Source organism: Paraburkholderia sp. SIMBA_027 (assembly GCF_046535315.1).
GTDB lineage: Bacteria > Pseudomonadota > Gammaproteobacteria > Burkholderiales > Burkholderiaceae > Paraburkholderia > Paraburkholderia tropica.
Map to the genome: position 1 here is coordinate 662679 of NZ_JAWRWY010000001.1, position 16607 is coordinate 679285.

General features: G+C 67.9%; 11 protein-coding genes. 9 read left to right on the forward strand and 2 right to left on the reverse strand.

Annotated elements, in window-relative coordinates; genetic code table 11:
• Window positions 1-113: 113 nt before the first annotated feature.
• Window positions 114-782 carry an O-methyltransferase gene (locus SB764_RS02810; RefSeq protein ID WP_065064844.1) on the reverse strand — a complete coding sequence of 223 codons (669 nt, stop codon included), beginning with the start codon at window positions 780-782 and terminating at the stop codon, window positions 114-116.
• 453 nt (window positions 783-1235) lie between these two features.
• Here SB764_RS02810 and SB764_RS02815 point away from each other — a divergent pair, with 453 nt between their 5' ends.
• Window positions 1236-1889, forward strand: coding sequence for a TetR/AcrR family transcriptional regulator (locus tag SB764_RS02815; protein WP_410862572.1), 654 nt, complete (start codon window positions 1236-1238; stop codon window positions 1887-1889).
• A gap of 251 nt (window positions 1890-2140) precedes the next feature.
• Here SB764_RS02815 and SB764_RS02820 read toward each other — a convergent pair whose 3' ends face one another.
• On the reverse strand, window positions 2141-2332 hold the full coding sequence (locus tag SB764_RS02820) for a hypothetical protein (RefSeq protein WP_065064847.1): 192 nt from the start codon (window positions 2330-2332) through the stop codon (window positions 2141-2143).
• Window positions 2333-2368: 36 nt separating this feature from the next.
• On the opposite strand from SB764_RS02820, the gene SB764_RS02825 reads away from it, so the two are divergent.
• From SB764_RS02825 to bcsA, 8 genes are all read left to right on the forward strand, one after another.
• The gene (locus SB764_RS02825; protein ID WP_410862575.1) at window positions 2369-2845 is read left to right on the forward strand and encodes a hypothetical protein; all 477 of its coding nucleotides are present in this window, start codon (window positions 2369-2371) and stop codon (window positions 2843-2845) included.
• A gap of 195 nt (window positions 2846-3040) precedes the next feature.
• Window positions 3041-5485 carry a cellulose biosynthesis cyclic di-GMP-binding regulatory protein BcsB gene (gene bcsB / locus SB764_RS02830; protein ID WP_231957739.1) on the forward strand — a complete coding sequence of 815 codons (2445 nt, stop codon included), beginning with the start codon at window positions 3041-3043 and terminating at the stop codon, window positions 5483-5485.
• A gap of 2 nt (window positions 5486-5487) precedes the next feature.
• Window positions 5488-6822, forward strand: a complete 1335-nt coding sequence (gene bcsZ / locus SB764_RS02835) for a cellulose synthase complex periplasmic endoglucanase BcsZ (protein WP_336751597.1) — start codon at window positions 5488-5490, stop codon at window positions 6820-6822.
• A complete protein-coding gene (locus SB764_RS02840; protein ID WP_410862577.1) occupies window positions 6804-10838 on the forward strand; it encodes a cellulose synthase subunit BcsC-related outer membrane protein in 4035 nt (1344 codons plus the stop codon). The genes bcsZ and SB764_RS02840 overlap by 19 nt, the downstream gene beginning before the upstream one ends.
• 58 nt (window positions 10839-10896) lie before the next feature.
• On the forward strand, window positions 10897-12759 hold the full coding sequence (gene bcsE, locus SB764_RS02845; RefSeq protein WP_410862579.1) for a cellulose biosynthesis protein BcsE: 1863 nt from the start codon (window positions 10897-10899) through the stop codon (window positions 12757-12759).
• A gap of 4 nt (window positions 12760-12763) precedes the next feature.
• Window positions 12764-13066, forward strand: a complete 303-nt coding sequence (locus tag SB764_RS02850; RefSeq protein ID WP_110327145.1) for a hypothetical protein — start codon at window positions 12764-12766, stop codon at window positions 13064-13066.
• Window positions 13063-13917 (forward strand): cellulose biosynthesis protein BcsQ, encoded by an 855-nt coding sequence (gene bcsQ, locus SB764_RS02855; protein WP_065064856.1) that lies wholly within the window; start codon window positions 13063-13065, stop codon window positions 13915-13917. Before SB764_RS02850 ends, bcsQ begins: the two co-directional genes overlap by 4 nt.
• On the forward strand, window positions 13914-16541 hold the full coding sequence (gene bcsA / locus SB764_RS02860; protein ID WP_074983346.1) for a UDP-forming cellulose synthase catalytic subunit: 2628 nt from the start codon (window positions 13914-13916) through the stop codon (window positions 16539-16541). The genes bcsQ and bcsA overlap by 4 nt, the downstream gene beginning before the upstream one ends.
• Window positions 16542-16607: the final 66 nt, after the last annotated feature.

Sequence of the window (16607 nt, forward strand, 5' to 3'; positions counted from 1 at the left end):
CCGCCTCGGGCGCTGTTCGCCCAGGCATGAAAAACGCCGGTGCTGCGGAGGCAGCCCGGCGTTTTTTTATGGCGCGTTACTGATGGCGTGTTGCTGATTGTGCGCGCGCTCCTTCAAGCGCCGACGATCGTGATCGCGAAGCCGTCCCAACCTTTGCTGCCGACCGTTTGCACGGCCGTGGTGTCGAGCCGCTTGTCGGCGCTCACCTCGTCGAAGTAGTCGCGCAAGCCCGTGACGTCGGCGTCGTGATCGTCGGCGTCGGCGATGCGGCCGCGGCGCACCACGTTGTCGGCGACGATCACCGTGCCCGGGCGCGAGAGTTTCAGCACGCGGTCGAGGTAGTTCGCGTTATTGCTTTTGTCCGCGTCGATAAAGACGAAATCGAACGGTGCCGTCTGCTCCGCCAGCATCGCGTCGAGCGAATCGAGTGCGAGTCCCGTGATCACGCTCACGCGGTCCGCGAGATTCGCATGCGCGATGTTCGCACGCGCAACGGCCGCGTTTTCCGGGCTGTATTCGAGCGACACGAGCTGACCGCCGGGCGGCAGCGCACGCGCGAGCCAGATCGCGCTATAGCCGCCCAGCGTGCCGATTTCGAGAATGCGTTTCGCGCCCTGGATACGCGCGAGCAGATGCAGGAACTTGCCCTGATTCGGCGCGACGTTGATGGACCGAAGCCCCGCTTTCCCGCTCGCGGCGAGCGCGTGGTCGAGGGCGTCGTCGGCGCCGATCAGGCGTTCGGTGAACCAGTCGTCGACGGCTTGCCAGGTTTGCTCGTTCATTGCTGCGCTCCTCGAAATCGTGCAGTGATGTGCATGTGCAATCGGGTGGACGCGGCAAGCTTAGCGCAGTCGTCGCGAGGCACGCAGGTTCGCGCGCGACCCTAAGCCGCCATTCATGCCGATTCGTATTCGCTGTGCGGCGACTCGCTGCGACTCGGTGCTTTTTTCGCAGGATTTCGTGACGGATTAAATCGGCATTCGCTTTCGCTTGAGGCAAGGATGAATTGCCGTCATGCGCACACTTATCCTTACATAACCTTTCACAAGGAATTGAAAGACGTTTTCATCCGTTCAATGCAGCATCTTTGATAGTATTCACGCGTTTGTTCTCCAAATGCTTTGGATTTGCAGCCGTGAACCGGCGACGCATTGCGCATCGTCCTGGTGCACGAGCAGGATTCGCTGTGCAGTACGAAGCGTGCGGAGAACCTCGTTCTACCATCAAGGTGCCCCTTGGATACCGATACCACTATGCCCGCCGAAGCTCCTCCTGTCGCACGCGGCAGGGGCCGGCCGGTAACGATCACGCGCGAGGCGCGCCGCGAGCAGATTCTCAAGGCGGCCGAGGGCCTGTTCAAGCTGTCCGGCTACGCCGCGACCAGCATGGCCGATATCGCGCGCGTGTGCGAAACCTCGAAGCGCACGATCTATGAACTCTTCCCCACCAAGGAAGAACTGTTTCGCGCACTGGTGGCCGACGCGGAGTCGTTCCCCGACGTGCAGCACGAAATCGACGACGCGCTTTCGCCGCAAGCCGTGCTCGAAGCCACACTCGCCGAAATGGCGCATTACGTGCTGAGCGAGCGGCATGTGACCGTGAGCCGTCTGGTGATTGCCGAATCGAATGCCTTTCCCGAGATTCGCCAGCACTATTACGATCAGGGCATTCATCGCAGCAAGCAGTTTCTGGAATCGCGGCTCGCATTGCTGATCGAACGCGAACGTATTGCGCCCGTGAATATCGATCGCATGGCCGACATGCTGTTCGGCGCCGTGATCGGCACGCATTTGATTGCCGCTATCAGCTATCGGCAGACGCCGGATATGAATGATGTCGCCGCGCGCGCGCGCGAATCCATCGCCGGGCTGATCAAACCTGTCGATTAATCGACGGATTAAGAACGGCTGAAAAACAAGCGCCAAGGTTCTCGCCAACCTTGGCGCTTTTTTGTACGCGGCGTATTGCAGAAGCCATTCGCCCTTCGCGCATCGAAAAAAATAATTCGGCAAGCGCGCATTCGCATCCGCAAGCAACGCGCGATTCGTCTGAATGATTTTTCCCGATTCATTGCGGCATTCACGCCAGGACGCCGCCGACGAAACCAGAGCGTGTGCTGCGTCGAATTCGATCGCCGGTTTTACGCAATCAAACGAATCGCTTTCCTCGCCATCCAATCAGGATCGCTAATCAATTGAATCTGCATGCTCGAACCGATCGACTCGCGAAACGAGATTGACGGGTTCGCGATGGTGGGGCGCGGAGTCGGCGTTCGTCGCGCGCCGCGTTCGCGCTTGCCGACCTCGCCGCGTTCGGCGAACACGCGCGGCATGCGTCACGGCTGTCCGGTGATCGCCAGGCGGCGCGGATGCGCTCGAAAGCGGCTCAGGGCGGGCCATGCGGGCCGCGCTTGCGTGTCAATGTACGCAATCGTTTGCGCAATCATGTGCGCTGTTGCGCCGCGTTTCGTCTGGCCGGCTGCGCTCACGATCCCGTCGAACCTGGCGGCGCTCATGCGCTGTGGAAGATCGCGCATCGCCGTCGGTCGGTGAAGCTCGAAGCGCAAGCCAGACTGCCGCGCAATCGTTTGGCACGCTGCATGCGGTCGCCGCAAACGTTCGCGCATGGCATTCATCTGACAAACACATGGCGCATTCGGCAAACTCATACTCGCGCCTTTGCCCCCAATCTGCGCGCGCTTTTTTCATTCGGGTTCGCAATGAAAGCGAACCGCAATGTGCCATCCAGCGCCGTCATACCAGGGATTATCGGTATCGCTTTAAATCGCATGAGTCAATTTCCGTTGCGCGAAAACGACTACCAGGCACGCAATGACGTTGTTTAACAATTCAAGTTGGATAAACAGTGCTCAATCCCATGTCGTTATTGAGCAGACTCAGATAAACTCCGACGAATCTCAAAATAACGCGCTGGCGCTGTTCCCGGATAAGGCGGGTATTTCGAGACCGCCAACATCACTAGACGGCTGACTGTGCGAATCGGGGGCAGTCGTCGCGAATAAGACAAAGGGCCGTTTGCGATGCGAGTTTCCGTTCATGTCCGCCTGGGTGCGTTGATCGCCGGGCTGTTGGTGGGATCGAGTTTGCTCGCAGCCGACAAGCCCGCTCCCGCAACCGCCGCCAGCAAAGCCGCCGCACCAGGCACGCCAAATGCTCAGCCGCCCGGCGGCGCGCCGGCCTCCGCTGCGAATGTGGCGAACGCAACGATCGCCGCGACTGCGGCGAGCCCGTCCGCGCAAGGCGCCGGTCCCGCCGTGATCCAGACCGCGCCCGGCACCGTCGCGATGCCCAACGACAACGCCAATCCGGCGCCGCTCGGCCCGCCGCGCACGCATGTGTTTTCGCTGCGCGACATGGGCGTGTACGGGCCGATGGAATTGCGCGGCCTCGATCCGACCGGCTACATGAACGTCGACGTGCGCACCGACGAAGTCGTGACGAGCGCAAAGCTGCGCCTCATGTATACGTACTCGCCGTCGCTGATCTATCCGCTTTCGCATCTGAAAGTCTTCGTCAACGGCGAAGTGGTCGCGACCATTCCGCTTGTGAAGGAAAGCGCCGGCCAGCTCGTGACGAGCGAGATCAATCTCGATCCGCGCCTGTTCACCGACTACAACCGCATCAGCGTGCAGATGATCGCGCACTACACGCTCGATCATTGCGAAGACCCGTACCACACGACGCTGTGGACCGACGTCGCGCCGCAGACCACGCTCACGCTGAACACGGCGGGCATCAATCTGCCCAACAGCCTCGCGCTGCTGCCGGTGCCGTTCTTCGACCGTCACGACAACCGCCTGCTGCGCGTGCCGTTCGTGCTCGCCGCCAACGCGGGCGTGCCGACGCTGCATGCGGCCGGCGTGGTGTCGTCGTGGCTCGGCGCACTCGCGAGCTATCGCGGCGCACGCTTCCCGGTCACGCGCACGGCGCCCGCCGACGCCAATGCCGTCGTGCTCGCGCTGCCGGGTCAGGTGCCGGAAGGCATCTCGTTGCCTGAAATCAAAGGCCCGACGATCAGCGTGATGAACAACCCGGCCGCCGATCCGCAGTCGGGCCGCAAACTGCTGGTGCTCGCGGGCCGCACGCCCGAGGAACTGGAGAAGGCCGCCGACGCCCTCGTGCTCGGCCAGGCCGGCATGGCGGGCAGCAGCGTGATCGTGCAGTCGGTCGATCTGGGTCCGGCGCGCAAGCCCTACGACGCGCCGAACTGGGTGCCGACCGACCGCCCCGTGCTGATGCGCGAGCTGGTGAGCGATCCTCAGCAGTTGCAGGTGTCGGGCTACAACCCGCCCGCGATCCGCGTGAACATGCGCGTGCCCGCCGACCTCTACGCGTGGGCGCGCACCAATGTGCCGCTCGACATCCGCTATCGCTACACGGCGCCGTCGACCTGGAACGATTCGATCCTCAACGTCAGCATCAACGACCAGCTCGTGCGCTCGCAGCGCCTGAAGCCCGTCACGCGCGCCTCCGACGAAACGCGCATCAGCGTGCCGCTGCTCTCGGGCACCGACGCGCGCGCCGCCAGCAACATCGAAATCCCGGCCTTCCGCGTGGGCTCGAACAACCAGTTCCAGTTCCAGTTCCATATCGATTCGCAGAAGACCGGCCTGTGCACCTCGACGGCCGCCGACGTGGCGCGCGCCGCCATCGACCCCGATTCGGTGATCGATTTCAGCGGCTTCGCGCACTACACGGCGCTGCCGAACCTCGCCTTCTTCGCCAACAGCGGCTATCCGTTCACGCGCATGGCGGACCTCGCGCAAACGGCCATCGTGATTCCCGACACGCCGAACGCGCAGGACCAGGAAGCCGTGCTGACGATGCTCGGCCACATGGGCCAGTGGACCGGTCTGCCCGCGCTGCGCGCGACGCTCGTGCCCGCCAGCAAGATCGACAGCGTGAGCGGCGACGACCTGCTCGTGATCGGCTCGGGCTCGGCCGCCGACCTGCTCGCGAAATGGGGTAAGGATCTGCCGCTGCTGATCGAGCGCGGCAAGACCGAAGTGACGACGCGCGACCAGAAGAGCGGCTGGCCGGGCTGGCTCGGCGGCACCGAGGACGACGACGAGCCGAGGCCCGCGGGCCGCTCGATCGTCACGCTCGGCGGTCCGATGGCGGCGCTGATCGGCTTCGAGTCGCCGCTCAAATCGGGGCGCAGCGTGGTGGCGCTCTCCAGTACGTCGTCGGCGCAGCTCGGCGACGTGCTCGACGCGCTCGACGACAGCGGCAAGGTCGCGGCGATCCACGGCGACCTGACCGTGGTGCGCCAGAACGAAGTGGAAGGGCTGCGCGTGGGCGAGCGTTATTTCGTCGGCGATCTGCCCTGGTACGCGCGCGCCTGGGTGCATATCTCGCGCTATCCGTCGCTGATGGCCGTGGCCGGGATTCTCGCGGGCCTGATCGTCGCGCTGACGGTGTTCTGGGCGCTCGGACGCATGGCTGCCCGCCGCACCGGAGACTGAACGTGCCGACCGGGTTGAGGGCCAAGCCCTGCCTCACACGCTGGCTCGCGGCCAGCGCCTGCGCGCTCGCGCCGCTGCTGCTCGGCGCGCCCGCGTCCGCGCTTGCCGCGACGGCGAACGCGAACGCGAGGACGCCTGCTGCGAAGACGACGTCGGCTGCCGCGCCGCAAGCGCCCGCCTGCGCGTGGTCCGACTGGACCGCGTTCAAGGGCGCGCTGCTGTCCGCCGACGGACGCGTGATCGACGCCAGTTCGCCGCGCCAGGTGACGGTCTCCGAAGGCCAGTCGTACGCGCTCTTCTTCGCGCTCGTCGCGAACGACCGCGCGGCCTTCGACAAGATCCTCGCGTGGACCGAGAACAATCTCGCCCAGGGCGATCTCGCTGCGCATTTGCCCGCGTGGATCTGGGGGCGCACCGACATCGACGAAAACGGCGCGCCGGTCGTGGCTTCGGCTGCGTCGGCCGCGTCGTCCAGCCCCGCTACGCAGACGCAAACCGGCACGTGGGGCGTGATCGACACCAACTCCGCCAGCGACGCCGATCTCTGGATCGCCTACACGCTGCTCGAAGCGGGCCGCCTCTGGAACGTGCGCCGCTACACGGCGATCGGCACGGTGATGGCGCGCAACGTCCTGCGCCGCGAGACGGCCGCGCTGCCCGGCCTCGGCCGCACGGTGCTGCCCGGCCCGGTCGGCTTCACGCTCGACAAGAACACGTGGCGTCTGAACCCGAGCTATGTGCCGCTGCAGGTCATGCGCCGCTTCACGCTCGCGATGCCCGAGAAAGAACGGCCCGAGTGGAAGTCGCTGCTCGGCAGTTCGTCGAAGCTCGTCAACGGCACCGCGCCCAAGGGCTTTTCGCCCGACTGGGTCGTCTACCGCGCGCGGGGCAACAAGGGCGATTTCGGCCCTGACGAACCCACGCACGCCGAAAGCGCCTATAACGCAATCCGCGTCTATCTGTGGGCGGGCATGCTCGCTTACGACGACCCGGCGCGCAGCGCGACGCTCGCGACCTTCGCGCCGCTCTCGGCCTTCGTGGCCGCGCACGGCTTTCCGCCCGAGCGCGTCAACACGCAGACCGGCGAACCCGGCCCGAACGAGGGCAACGGCGGCTTTTCGGCGGCGGTCGCGCCGTATCTGTCAGCACTCGGCCGCACCGATCTGTCCGATGCGCAGGTTCAACGCAGCCGCACGCTCGCGCAAAAATCGCCGCCCGGCTATTACAGCAGCGTGCTGATGCTGTTCGGCCTCGGCTATCTGCAAGGCCTTTATCGCTTCGATGCGCAAGGCCGCGTAATTCCCGCATGGACGGCTCAATGCCCGGCAGCACGATGAACGCCCTCGCGAAAGCGCCGCGCGCCGGCGCCGGCTCGCGCGCGCGTCGGTGCGCGCCGCGGCTGTCGGCCCGCATCGCCTCGATGCTCGCGCTGCTGATCGCCGCATCGCCGCTGGCCGCGCGCGCGCAGAGCGCGCCGATCGTGCAAAACGCCCAGAACACGCGCCAGCCCGCCGCGAACGCCGCCGCGCCCGCCGCGCAGGCCGCGCAACTGCTCTCGGCAGCGCGCATGTGGATGGCGAAGAACCGTCCCGACGTCGCGCGCGGTCTCGTGCAGAAGGCGCTGCTGTTCGATCCGCAGCAGCCCGACTCGCTCGCGCTGATGGGCGAGATCGAACTGCGCTCGAACCACACGGCCGAAGCCGCCAAACTGCTCGCGCAACTGAAGAAAGTCGCGCCGAACGCGCCCGCGACCCAGGAGCTGTCCGACGCCTACCGCGTCGCGACCAGCGACAAGAACGAACTCGCGCAGATCCGCCTGCTTTCCAGCGCGGGCAAGTCCGACGAAGCCGCCGCGCGCATGAAGAAGCTGTTCCCGGGCGGTGCGCCGCGCGGCGACCTCGCGCGCGACTATTACCGTATCGTCGCGGGCACGGACGCGGGCCGCGTGCAGGTCATCGACGAACTGCGCGCGCGTCTGAAGCGCAATCCGAACGACACCGACGCCGCGCTGATTCTCGGCGACATGCTGACCGACCGCGCCAGCACGCGCATGGAAGGGCTGAATCTGCTGTACACCGTCTATCAGCGTCAGGACGGCAATCGCGCCGACGCGCTGGAGCGCTGGCGCCGCGCGCTCGGCAGCGCGGGACGCGACGATCCGGCCTATTACGTCTGGTATCTGCGCTATCTGCAGGAAGTCCCCGACGACACCGACGCGCAGCAAACCGTCGCCGACCTCGCGAAGAAGCTCGGGCCGAAGGCCGTCGCGCAGGCCAATGCGGCGGCGGCGAACGGCAAGCCCTACAACGTGGCGTCGAGCGGCACCGGCTCGTCAGGTTCGGCGCGCTCGTCGGCTTCATCGGGTACGTCGCGCGTGCGCGTGGCCGGTCCCGGCGCGCGCGCCCGCAACCAGGGTCTCGCGCAACTGGCGCGCGGCGATCTCAAGGATGCCGAAGCGTCGCTGCAAACCGCCCAGCGCGCGAGCCCGAACGACGGCGAGACGATCGGCGCGCTCGGCCTCGTGCGTCTGCGAGAAGGCCGTCAGGACGAGGCGCGCGCCCTGTTCGCGCGCGCCATCAAGCTCGATCCCGACAACGCCGGCAAGTGGCGCAGTCTCGAACACACGTCGGCCATCTGGGGCACCATCGGCCGCGCCCGCGACGCCAATGCGCAAGGCAAGCCCGAGCAGGGCGAAGCGCTCGCGCGCGAGGCGCTCAAGCTCGATCCGGGCAACGCCACGGCCACGCGCCTGCTCGCCGACTCGCTGATGGCGCAGAAGAAGTGGAGCGAGGCCGAGGCCGTGCTGCGTCCGCTCGTGACGGCGAAGGAGCCCGATCTCGACGCGCTGCGCAGCCTCGTCACCGTGCTGCGCGAAACCCATCGCGACAACGAGATCGGTCCGCTGATCACCGCGACGGCGCCGCGCCTGTCGGGCTCCGAAGCGGAACTGAAACGTCTGCACGCCGAACTGCTGGCGATCCAGGCCGACCAGTTGCTCGCCGAAAACCGCAAGAGCCCGGCCATCGCCAAGCTCGAAGACGCCGTGCGCCTCACGCCCGACGACGCCTGGACGCGCTTCACGCTCGCGCGCCAGTATCGCGACCTGAATCTGCCCGCGCTCGGCCGTCAGGTGATGGAGGACGGCCTGAAGGCCTCGCAGGCGCCCGACATGCGTTACGCGACGGCGCTGTATCTGAATTCCGTCGACGACATCGACGGCGCCGCCGCGCAGCTCGATGCCGTGCCGGCCGCCGAACGCAGCGACGGCATGCGCGAGCTGATGGGCAATCTCGCCGCGCAGAAGAAGCTCGCGCAGGCCCGCCAGCTGATCGCGCAAGGCAAGGAAGACGAGGCGCGCGCGCTGCTCGACTCAGCCGCCGCGGACGCCCGTGCGGCCAACGATCCGCAGATGCTCGCCTCGGTGGGCCGCGAGTGGATCGCGCTCGGCGAAACCGACAAGGGGCTCAAGCTCGTGCAGGACTGGCTCGCCGCGCATCCGTCCGACGGCGGCGCGAACGGCGCGCGCGTGCGCTACGGCGAACTGCTGGGCGCCGCCAACCGCGACGACGACTGGTCGAAGTGGATCGACGCCACGCGCGCGCAGCCGGGCCTGAGCGACGAACAGCGCGCCGATCTCGATGACCAGGAACTGCGTCTGGCCGTGCGCGCGACCGACCGTCAGATCGACAACGGCGACTTCCGCAGCGCGCAGCGCACGCTCGACGCGGTGCCGTCGCGCCTGAAGTCGAATCGCCGCTGGCTGCTCGAAGAAGCCGATCTGCTCGAAGCGAAGGGCGACTACAAGGGCGCGCTGGCGGCGGCGCAGAAGGTGCTCGCGGCCAATCCGGACGACGCCGACGCGCGCCTGACCGTGGCGCGTCTGTACGAGCGCATGGGCCGCGACCGCGAAGCCACGCAACTGGTGCGCGACGTGCTCGCCGACACGCCCGAGGACGACGTGGACACGCGCCTCGCGATCGCGCGGCGCTTCACCGCGCAAGGGCGCAACCAGGAAGCGCAGGACGTGATCGATCCGCTGCGCGAGCGCTATCCGGACCGCTCGGACGTGACGATCCAGGCGGGCCGCGTGGCGCAGTCGCGTGGCGATTACAACGATGCCGCCAGCCTCTATCGCAGCTCGCTCGTGCAGGAACAGGCGGAAGGCGAACAGGCCGGTCCGGACGGTCTGACCTCGGGCGCGCGTGCGCTGCAAGGTCTCGACGACCGCCGTCAGGGGCAGATCGCGACCGAGTGGTATCAGTCGAATCTGTCGGGCGACCCGGGCATCTCGGAGCTGCACGCCACCGAAGTGCCGCTCTACGTGCGGATTCCGAACGGTTATTCGGGCCATTATTTCTTCCACGCCGACACGGTCTACCTGAACGCGGGCACGCTGCCCGCGGGCAGCGAAGGCGTGTACGACTACGGCAAGTCGCCCGCGCTCAGCAACGCGAACGTGCCCGCCATCAACGAGACCGCCACCGGCGTGGCGCTCGCGGCGGGCTACGAATTCAGCGGCGCGAATACGAGCTGGCGCGCCGACATCGGCAGCACGCCGATCGGCTTCCCGATCTCGAGCGTGCTGGGCGGCCTGCTGTATCGCTACGACTTCCAGCATGCGTCGGTGTCGGTGGACCTCTCGCGGCGCGCCATGACGAGCAGCCTCGTGTCCTACGCGGGCGGACGCGATCCGATCACCGGCGAAACCTGGGGCGGCGTGGTGCGCAACGGCCTGACCGTGCGCGGCGCGCACGACTTCGGGCCGGGCACGCTGTTCACGAGCCTCGGCTTCGGCCTGCTGACCGGCACCAACGTGCCGACCAACCAGGAATTCAAGGTGCGCAGCGGCTACGACTGGACGGTCTGGCGGCGGCCCGACCAGTCGGTGTCGAGCGGCCTGACGATCAACTACTGGAAGTATTCGAAGAACGAGCACTTCTACACCTTCGGCAACGGCGGCTATTACAGCCCGCAGAGTTATCTGTCGTTCAGCCTGCCGCTCGACTGGACCGGACGCTGGGGCAAGCTTTCGTGGGAAATCGACGGCTCGGTGGGCGTGTCGTTCACCAACGAAGACCGCTCGCCCTATTTCCCGACGCGCCCCGATCTGCAGGCGCTCGCGGGCGATCCGTTCTTCGGCGGCGGCTCGGGCGGCGGCTTCAGCTACACGGCGGAAGCCGCGCTCGAATACCGCGTGACGCCGCACTTCGTGGTGGGCGGCCGTTTCCGGCTTGACCGCTCGCGCGACTACGCGCCGAACGTGGGCCTGGTGTACCTGCGCTATTTCTTCTCGCCGCAGCATGGCCCGGTGCCTTACCCGCCGACGCCTGTCAGGCCATACTCGGAATATTGAGGCATCGTATGAAGACTTCGACCCGAACCGTCATCGCCACCGCGAACCGGGCGACCCGATGAACGAGCCTATCCGCGCTCCCCAAAGCCCGGCCGCCGATGCGCGCGCGCCGCGCCAATCGCTGCTCGCGCGCCTGTCGCAGCGCGAGCCGCTGGCGATCGACGGCCTGCCGCCCGCGCTCGCCGCGCTCGGCTCGGGCCAGGTGCACATCGTCTATGCGAACGCCTCGCCCGCGCGCGACGCGCTGTTCTGGGAAACCGCCGCCGCCGCGCTCGAAGGTCCGGCCACGGTGCTCTCCACGCGCGACGGCGCGAGCATCGCGGCCATGCTGCGCGAGCGCGGCATCGACATCGACCGGCCCGGCTCGACGCATCACTGGGCCAACGTCTGCTCGCTCGCGCCGCTCGAAGGCCGCGACGGCGCGCAGGTGCTGATCGAGGCGCTCGACGCGCTCGCCAACCAGTGCGCCGCGCCCGCGAGCCAGTTCTATCTCGAAGGCGCCGAAGCCTTCTTCGACTGGCACGACGCCGCGGCGCTCGCGCGCCAGGGCGCGCTGCTCGCGAGCTGGTGCGCGCAGCATCGTTACGGCGTGCTGCTGCTGGCCGAACCGCCGGGTCTCGGCGACGACAACGCGCATCCCGAACTGACCGCCTTCCAGGCGCGCTTCGCGGGCGCGGCGCAACTGCTGCAGACGCAGGGGCAGTTCCATTGGGAAGTGGCGTTCTGGCGCTCCGAAGACGCCGTGCTCGGCAGCCAGTCGCTGCCGCTGCGTTTTTCGGCGCTCGATCACCGTCTGACCGTGGATGGGGGCACCTTCGCGCAAACGGCGACCGAAGTCGGCCTGCTCGCGCCCGATGAAGGCCGCGTGATCGTCTCGCGCGACGCCGTGATCAACGAGCGCGTGCTGCCGCCCGCCTGGCAGGTCGTCGACGACAACGAAGCGGCGCTCGGCGCCTCGCGCACCGCCGTCGCCGCGACGGTGATCCTCGACTTCGGCACGAGCCGCCAGCTCGAATCGCTCGCGGAGCAGGTCCACACGCTGCGGCGGCAATGCGGCAACGCGCTCAAGATCATCGTGCGCGAGGAAGCGGTGGCGATGCGCTACGAGTCGCTCATGCTCAATCTGGGCGCGAACCGCGTGATCGCGCGTCACACCACGCTCTCGCAGGTGGAAGCGATCGTCGACAGTCTGCAGGGGCAGGTGTATTCGCGTCCGGTGCCCGCCGACTATCGCCAGGCGCTCGCGGGCGTCATGCACGGCGAGGAAAGCGGCTACGTGGGCGCGGCGCATTTCGTCGAGCTGGTGCGGGCGGCCGTCGAACGCAGCCGCGTGATCCAGTTGCCGAGCGTGCTGATCCGGCTCGCGCTGATGCCCGAGGTCGCGCACGTCGACGCGCTCAAGGCGTGTCAGTTGCGCCGCGCGGGCGACATCGCGACCGCCGCCGGCGACAGCCTGTACGTGTTCTTCTTCGCCTGCCGCCTCGGCGACGCCGACGCGGTGCTGCAGCGCGTGTTCAAGAATCCGCTCGCGGAGCTGTTCCAGGGCGAGCAGCGCTGCGGCGATCCGAATTCGATCGGCGCGCTGCTCGAAACGCTCGAAGACGAAATCGACGCGCAGACGCCGCCCGATTATTCCGGCTGGCTCGCGATTCACGCGCCGCAAACGCCGCGCGGGGCCGCGTCGGCGCCGAGCGCTGCGGCGGCGGCGGCCGGGACTTCTGCGAACGATGTGACAACCGCAGCGCCCGCCGCCTCGCCCGCTCCCGCGCCTCAGGCCGTGCAGGACCCCGATCTGCTGCCCGCGCTGCCCGTGCTCGACGACGCGCCGCCCGCCGCCACCGCCGAGGGCGCGCCGCGGGCGAAAGCCACGCGCGCCGAACCGCGCCGCGCCGCGCTGCCGCTCAAAGCCCAGGACCGCTAACGCCATGGATATTTTCTTCGGTTACTTCGTCTGGGGGCTGATCCTCGCCGCACCGCTCTGGTGGCTCGCGTGGCGTCTGCGTCTCGGACGCTTCGTGCCCGACTGGGCCAAACCGGCGCGTCAGCGCCCGCTCGAACTGCCGCCGCAACTGGGTGCGCTCGTGATCCGCGGCAAGCGCCGCAAGGAAGTCGCGATGCGCCGTCCGTCGGCCGTGCCGGCGTCCGCCGCTTCGTCTACCAAGTCTGTCACGCCGGCTGTGTCCGCCAGCTCCGGCCCCTCCGCTCCGCTCGCGGAGCCGCGCTCATGAAGACCGTCGCCATCGTTTCCTCCGTCGGCGGCGTGGGCCGCACGACCTTCACCGCCGCGCTCGCGAGCCTGCTCGCGTCGCGCTCGCATCCCGTGCTCGCCGTCGAATGCGATCCGCGCAACGTGCTGGGCCTGCACTTCGGCCTGCGCGAGAGCGCGCGCGAAGGACTCGTCACGCATCTGCACGACGCGAGCGCGTCGGGCGACACGTGGGCGCGCGCCGCGCTGCAAAGCGACGACCAGGTGCTCGTGCTGCCGTGGGGCAGTGCGCCCGATCAGGTCGGCCATGAGGTCGACGAAAGCGCCGCCGACGGCGCGTCGCGTCTCGATGCCGATCCGCAATGGCTGCGCAGACTGCTCGCGCGCGTCGATCTGCCGGGCAACGCGATCGCGCTGATCGACTGCGCGCCGTGGCCGTCGGCGCACGCGCGCCAGGCGATCGCCGCCGCCGACCTCGTGCTCGGCGTGATCGCGCCCGACGCCACCGCCTGCGCGACGCTGCCCCGCCTGAGCGCCGCGCTGGTGCGCGCGGGCAAGCGCACCGCCTTCGTCGCCAACGCCGTGGTGCCCGCGCGGCCGCTGCATACCGATCTGATCGCCTTGCTGCGCGCGCGGCTCGGCGCGGCCATGCTGCCGTACATCGTGCACGCCGACACGGGCATTCCCGCCGCGCTCGCAAGCGGCGCGAACTTCTGTCTCGGCTCGCCGGGCTCGCAGGCGGCGCACGACCTGAACGGCGTCGCTTCTTGGCTCTCGCATTGGGCGACCGGCACGCCCATCGACACCCACGGCGGCCTGCCCGAAGGCGCACGCCCCGCGCCGCCCGACCGCGCGACGGGAGCGGCGCGATGAGTCGCGCGCGCATCGCCGCATTTTTCTCGGCGCGGTGGACCGCGTTCTGGGCCGCGATCTGGTCCACCGTGCGCCGCGTAGGCGCGCCGCAGCTCGACCTCGCCGCCGACGCGCCGCGCGGCCAGTGGCTGCTGCGCCTGTTCTTCCGTCCGCCGCGCCCCGGCAAGCGCGACTGGCCCGCGCTCGTCTTCACGACGCTCGGCAACGACATCGTCGAGCGCCTGAACATGGGCGGCGACCGCAGCGCCGGTGCGTGGATCTGGCGCCTGTTCCTGCGCCCGCGCCGCGCGCGCCGTCGTCTGGCCGCCGATCTGCGCAAGCTGCACAAGCAGCCGCATCCGCACCGCATCGCCTTGCGCGTCTGGCTCGACAAGCGCCTCGAACCGCTCTACCGGCGCGCCGCGCGTGCGAGCGACGCCGTGGCCGCGCGCCTGCCCGCCGTCGACTGGGACGGCATCCGCGCGCGCCTCGAAAAGCTCTCCGAAGCGCTCGACCGCGTGCCGTTCCTGCGCCAGTGCCTGCTTCTGTTCGCCTTCATCGCCGCCGTGGCGGTCTGCACCACGCCGCTGCCGCTCGGCTCGCAGGTGCTGCTGTTCTTCCTCGTGTGGCTCATGGTGATGCTGGCGCGCCGCGTGCCGGGGCGTCTCGCGACCATGCTGATGGTGATGCTCTCGATCCTCATGACGGGCCGCTATGTCTGGTGGCGCAGCACGCAGACGCTGCACCTCACGACGCCCGCCGAAGCGATCGTCGGCTACGTGCTGTTCGCCGCCGAGGTCTACACGTGGGTCGTGCTGATGTTCGGCTATGTGCAGACCGCGTGGCCGCTGCGCCGCAAGCCCGGCGCGCTGCCCGACGATCCCGCCGACTGGCCGACCGTCGACCTGTACATTCCGACCTACAACGAGCCGCTGTCGGTGGTGCGCCCGACCGTGTTCGCCGCGAGCACGATCGACTGGCCGCGCGACAAGCTGCGCATCTATATCCTCGACGACGGCGACCGCGACGAATTCCGCGACTTCGCCGCCGAAGTGGGCGTGGGCTATATCCGCCGCAAGGAGCACAACCACGCGAAGGCCGGCAACATCAACCACGCGCTCAAGCTCACCGACGGCGAGCTGATCGCGATTTTCGACTGCGATCACATTCCGACGCGCTCGTTCCTGCAGACGACCGTGGGCGTGTTCCTCGCCGATCCGAAATGCGCGATGGTGCAGACGCCGCACCACTTCTTCTCGCCCGATCCGTTCGAGCGCAACTTCGACACGTTCCATCGCGTGCCGAACGAAGGCAGCCTGTTCTACGGCCTGATCCAGGACGGCAACGACTTCTGGGACGCGACCTTCTTCTGCGGCTCGTGCGCGATCATCAAGCGCGGCCCGCTCGAGTCGATCGGCGGCCTTGCTGTGGAAACCGTGACCGAGGACGCGCACACCTCGCTGCGCCTGCATCGACACGGCTTCACCTCGGCGTATCTGCGCACGGTGCAGGCGGCGGGCCTCGCGACCGAAAGCCTCGCGAGCCACATCGGTCAGCGCATCCGCTGGGCGCGCGGCATGACGCAGATCTTCCGCATCGACAATCCGTGGCTCGGCAAAGGTCTCTCGTTCTTCCAGCGCATGTGCTACAGCAACGCCATGCTGCACTTCTTCTACGGGATTCCGCGCCTGATCTTCCTCGTGATGCCCTGCGCGTACCTGTATTTCGGACTGCACGTGATCAACACGCCGGCGCCCGTGATCCTCGCCTACGTGCTGCCCTATCTCGTGATTTCGGCGACCGCGAACTCGCGCATTCAGGGACGCTATCGCCATTCGTTCTGGGCCGAAGCCTACGAAAGCGTGCTCGCGTGGTACATCGTGCTGCCGACCACGATCGCGTTCTTCAATCCGAAGCTCGGCAAGTTCAACGTGACGTCCAAGGGCGGCCACATCGAGCACGACTATCTCGACTGGACGATCTCGACGCCGTATCTGGTGCTGCTCGGCATCAACGTGTGCGCCGTGCTGGCCGGGCTCGCGCGGCTGACGATCTGGCAGAGCGAGGAGCCGGCGACCGTGTTCATGAACCTGTTCTGGGCCGGCGTGAATCTCACGGTGCTCGGTCTCGCGGTGGGCGTGGCGAAGGAAGCGCGCCAGGTGCGCGTGGCGCACCGCATTCCGCTGCGCGTGCCCGCCATGCTCACGCTGCCCGACGGCCGCACGCTCGCCTGCAAGACCGAGAACTATTCGATGGGCGGTCTCGGCCTCGTGCTGCCGCCGGACTCGGGCCTCGAAACGCTCGCCGCGGGCGAGCGCGTGAGCGTGTGTCTCGCGCGCGGCGCGGTGGAGCACGACTTTCCGGCGGTGGTCGCGCGGCTCGCGGACCGGCGCCTGGGCGTGCGTTTCGAGGACATGAGCATCGAGCGCGAACGGCGTCTCGTCGAATGCACCTTCGGCCGCGCCGATGCGTGGCTCGACTGGGAAGACGTGCCGCCCGAGGACGCGCCGCTCAACGGACTCGTCGAGCTGATCATGCTGAGCTGGCAAGGCTATCTGCGTCTGGCCGATGCCTTCTTCGACGCGCTCGAAAACATCTTCACGCGGCGGCGAGCCGGACGGGGCGACCCGGCCGGCCAGCCCTGATACGACCCCGTCGGCCACGATCGACCGTACGAACTCACGACCGACCTCACGACCGACATTTAGCCG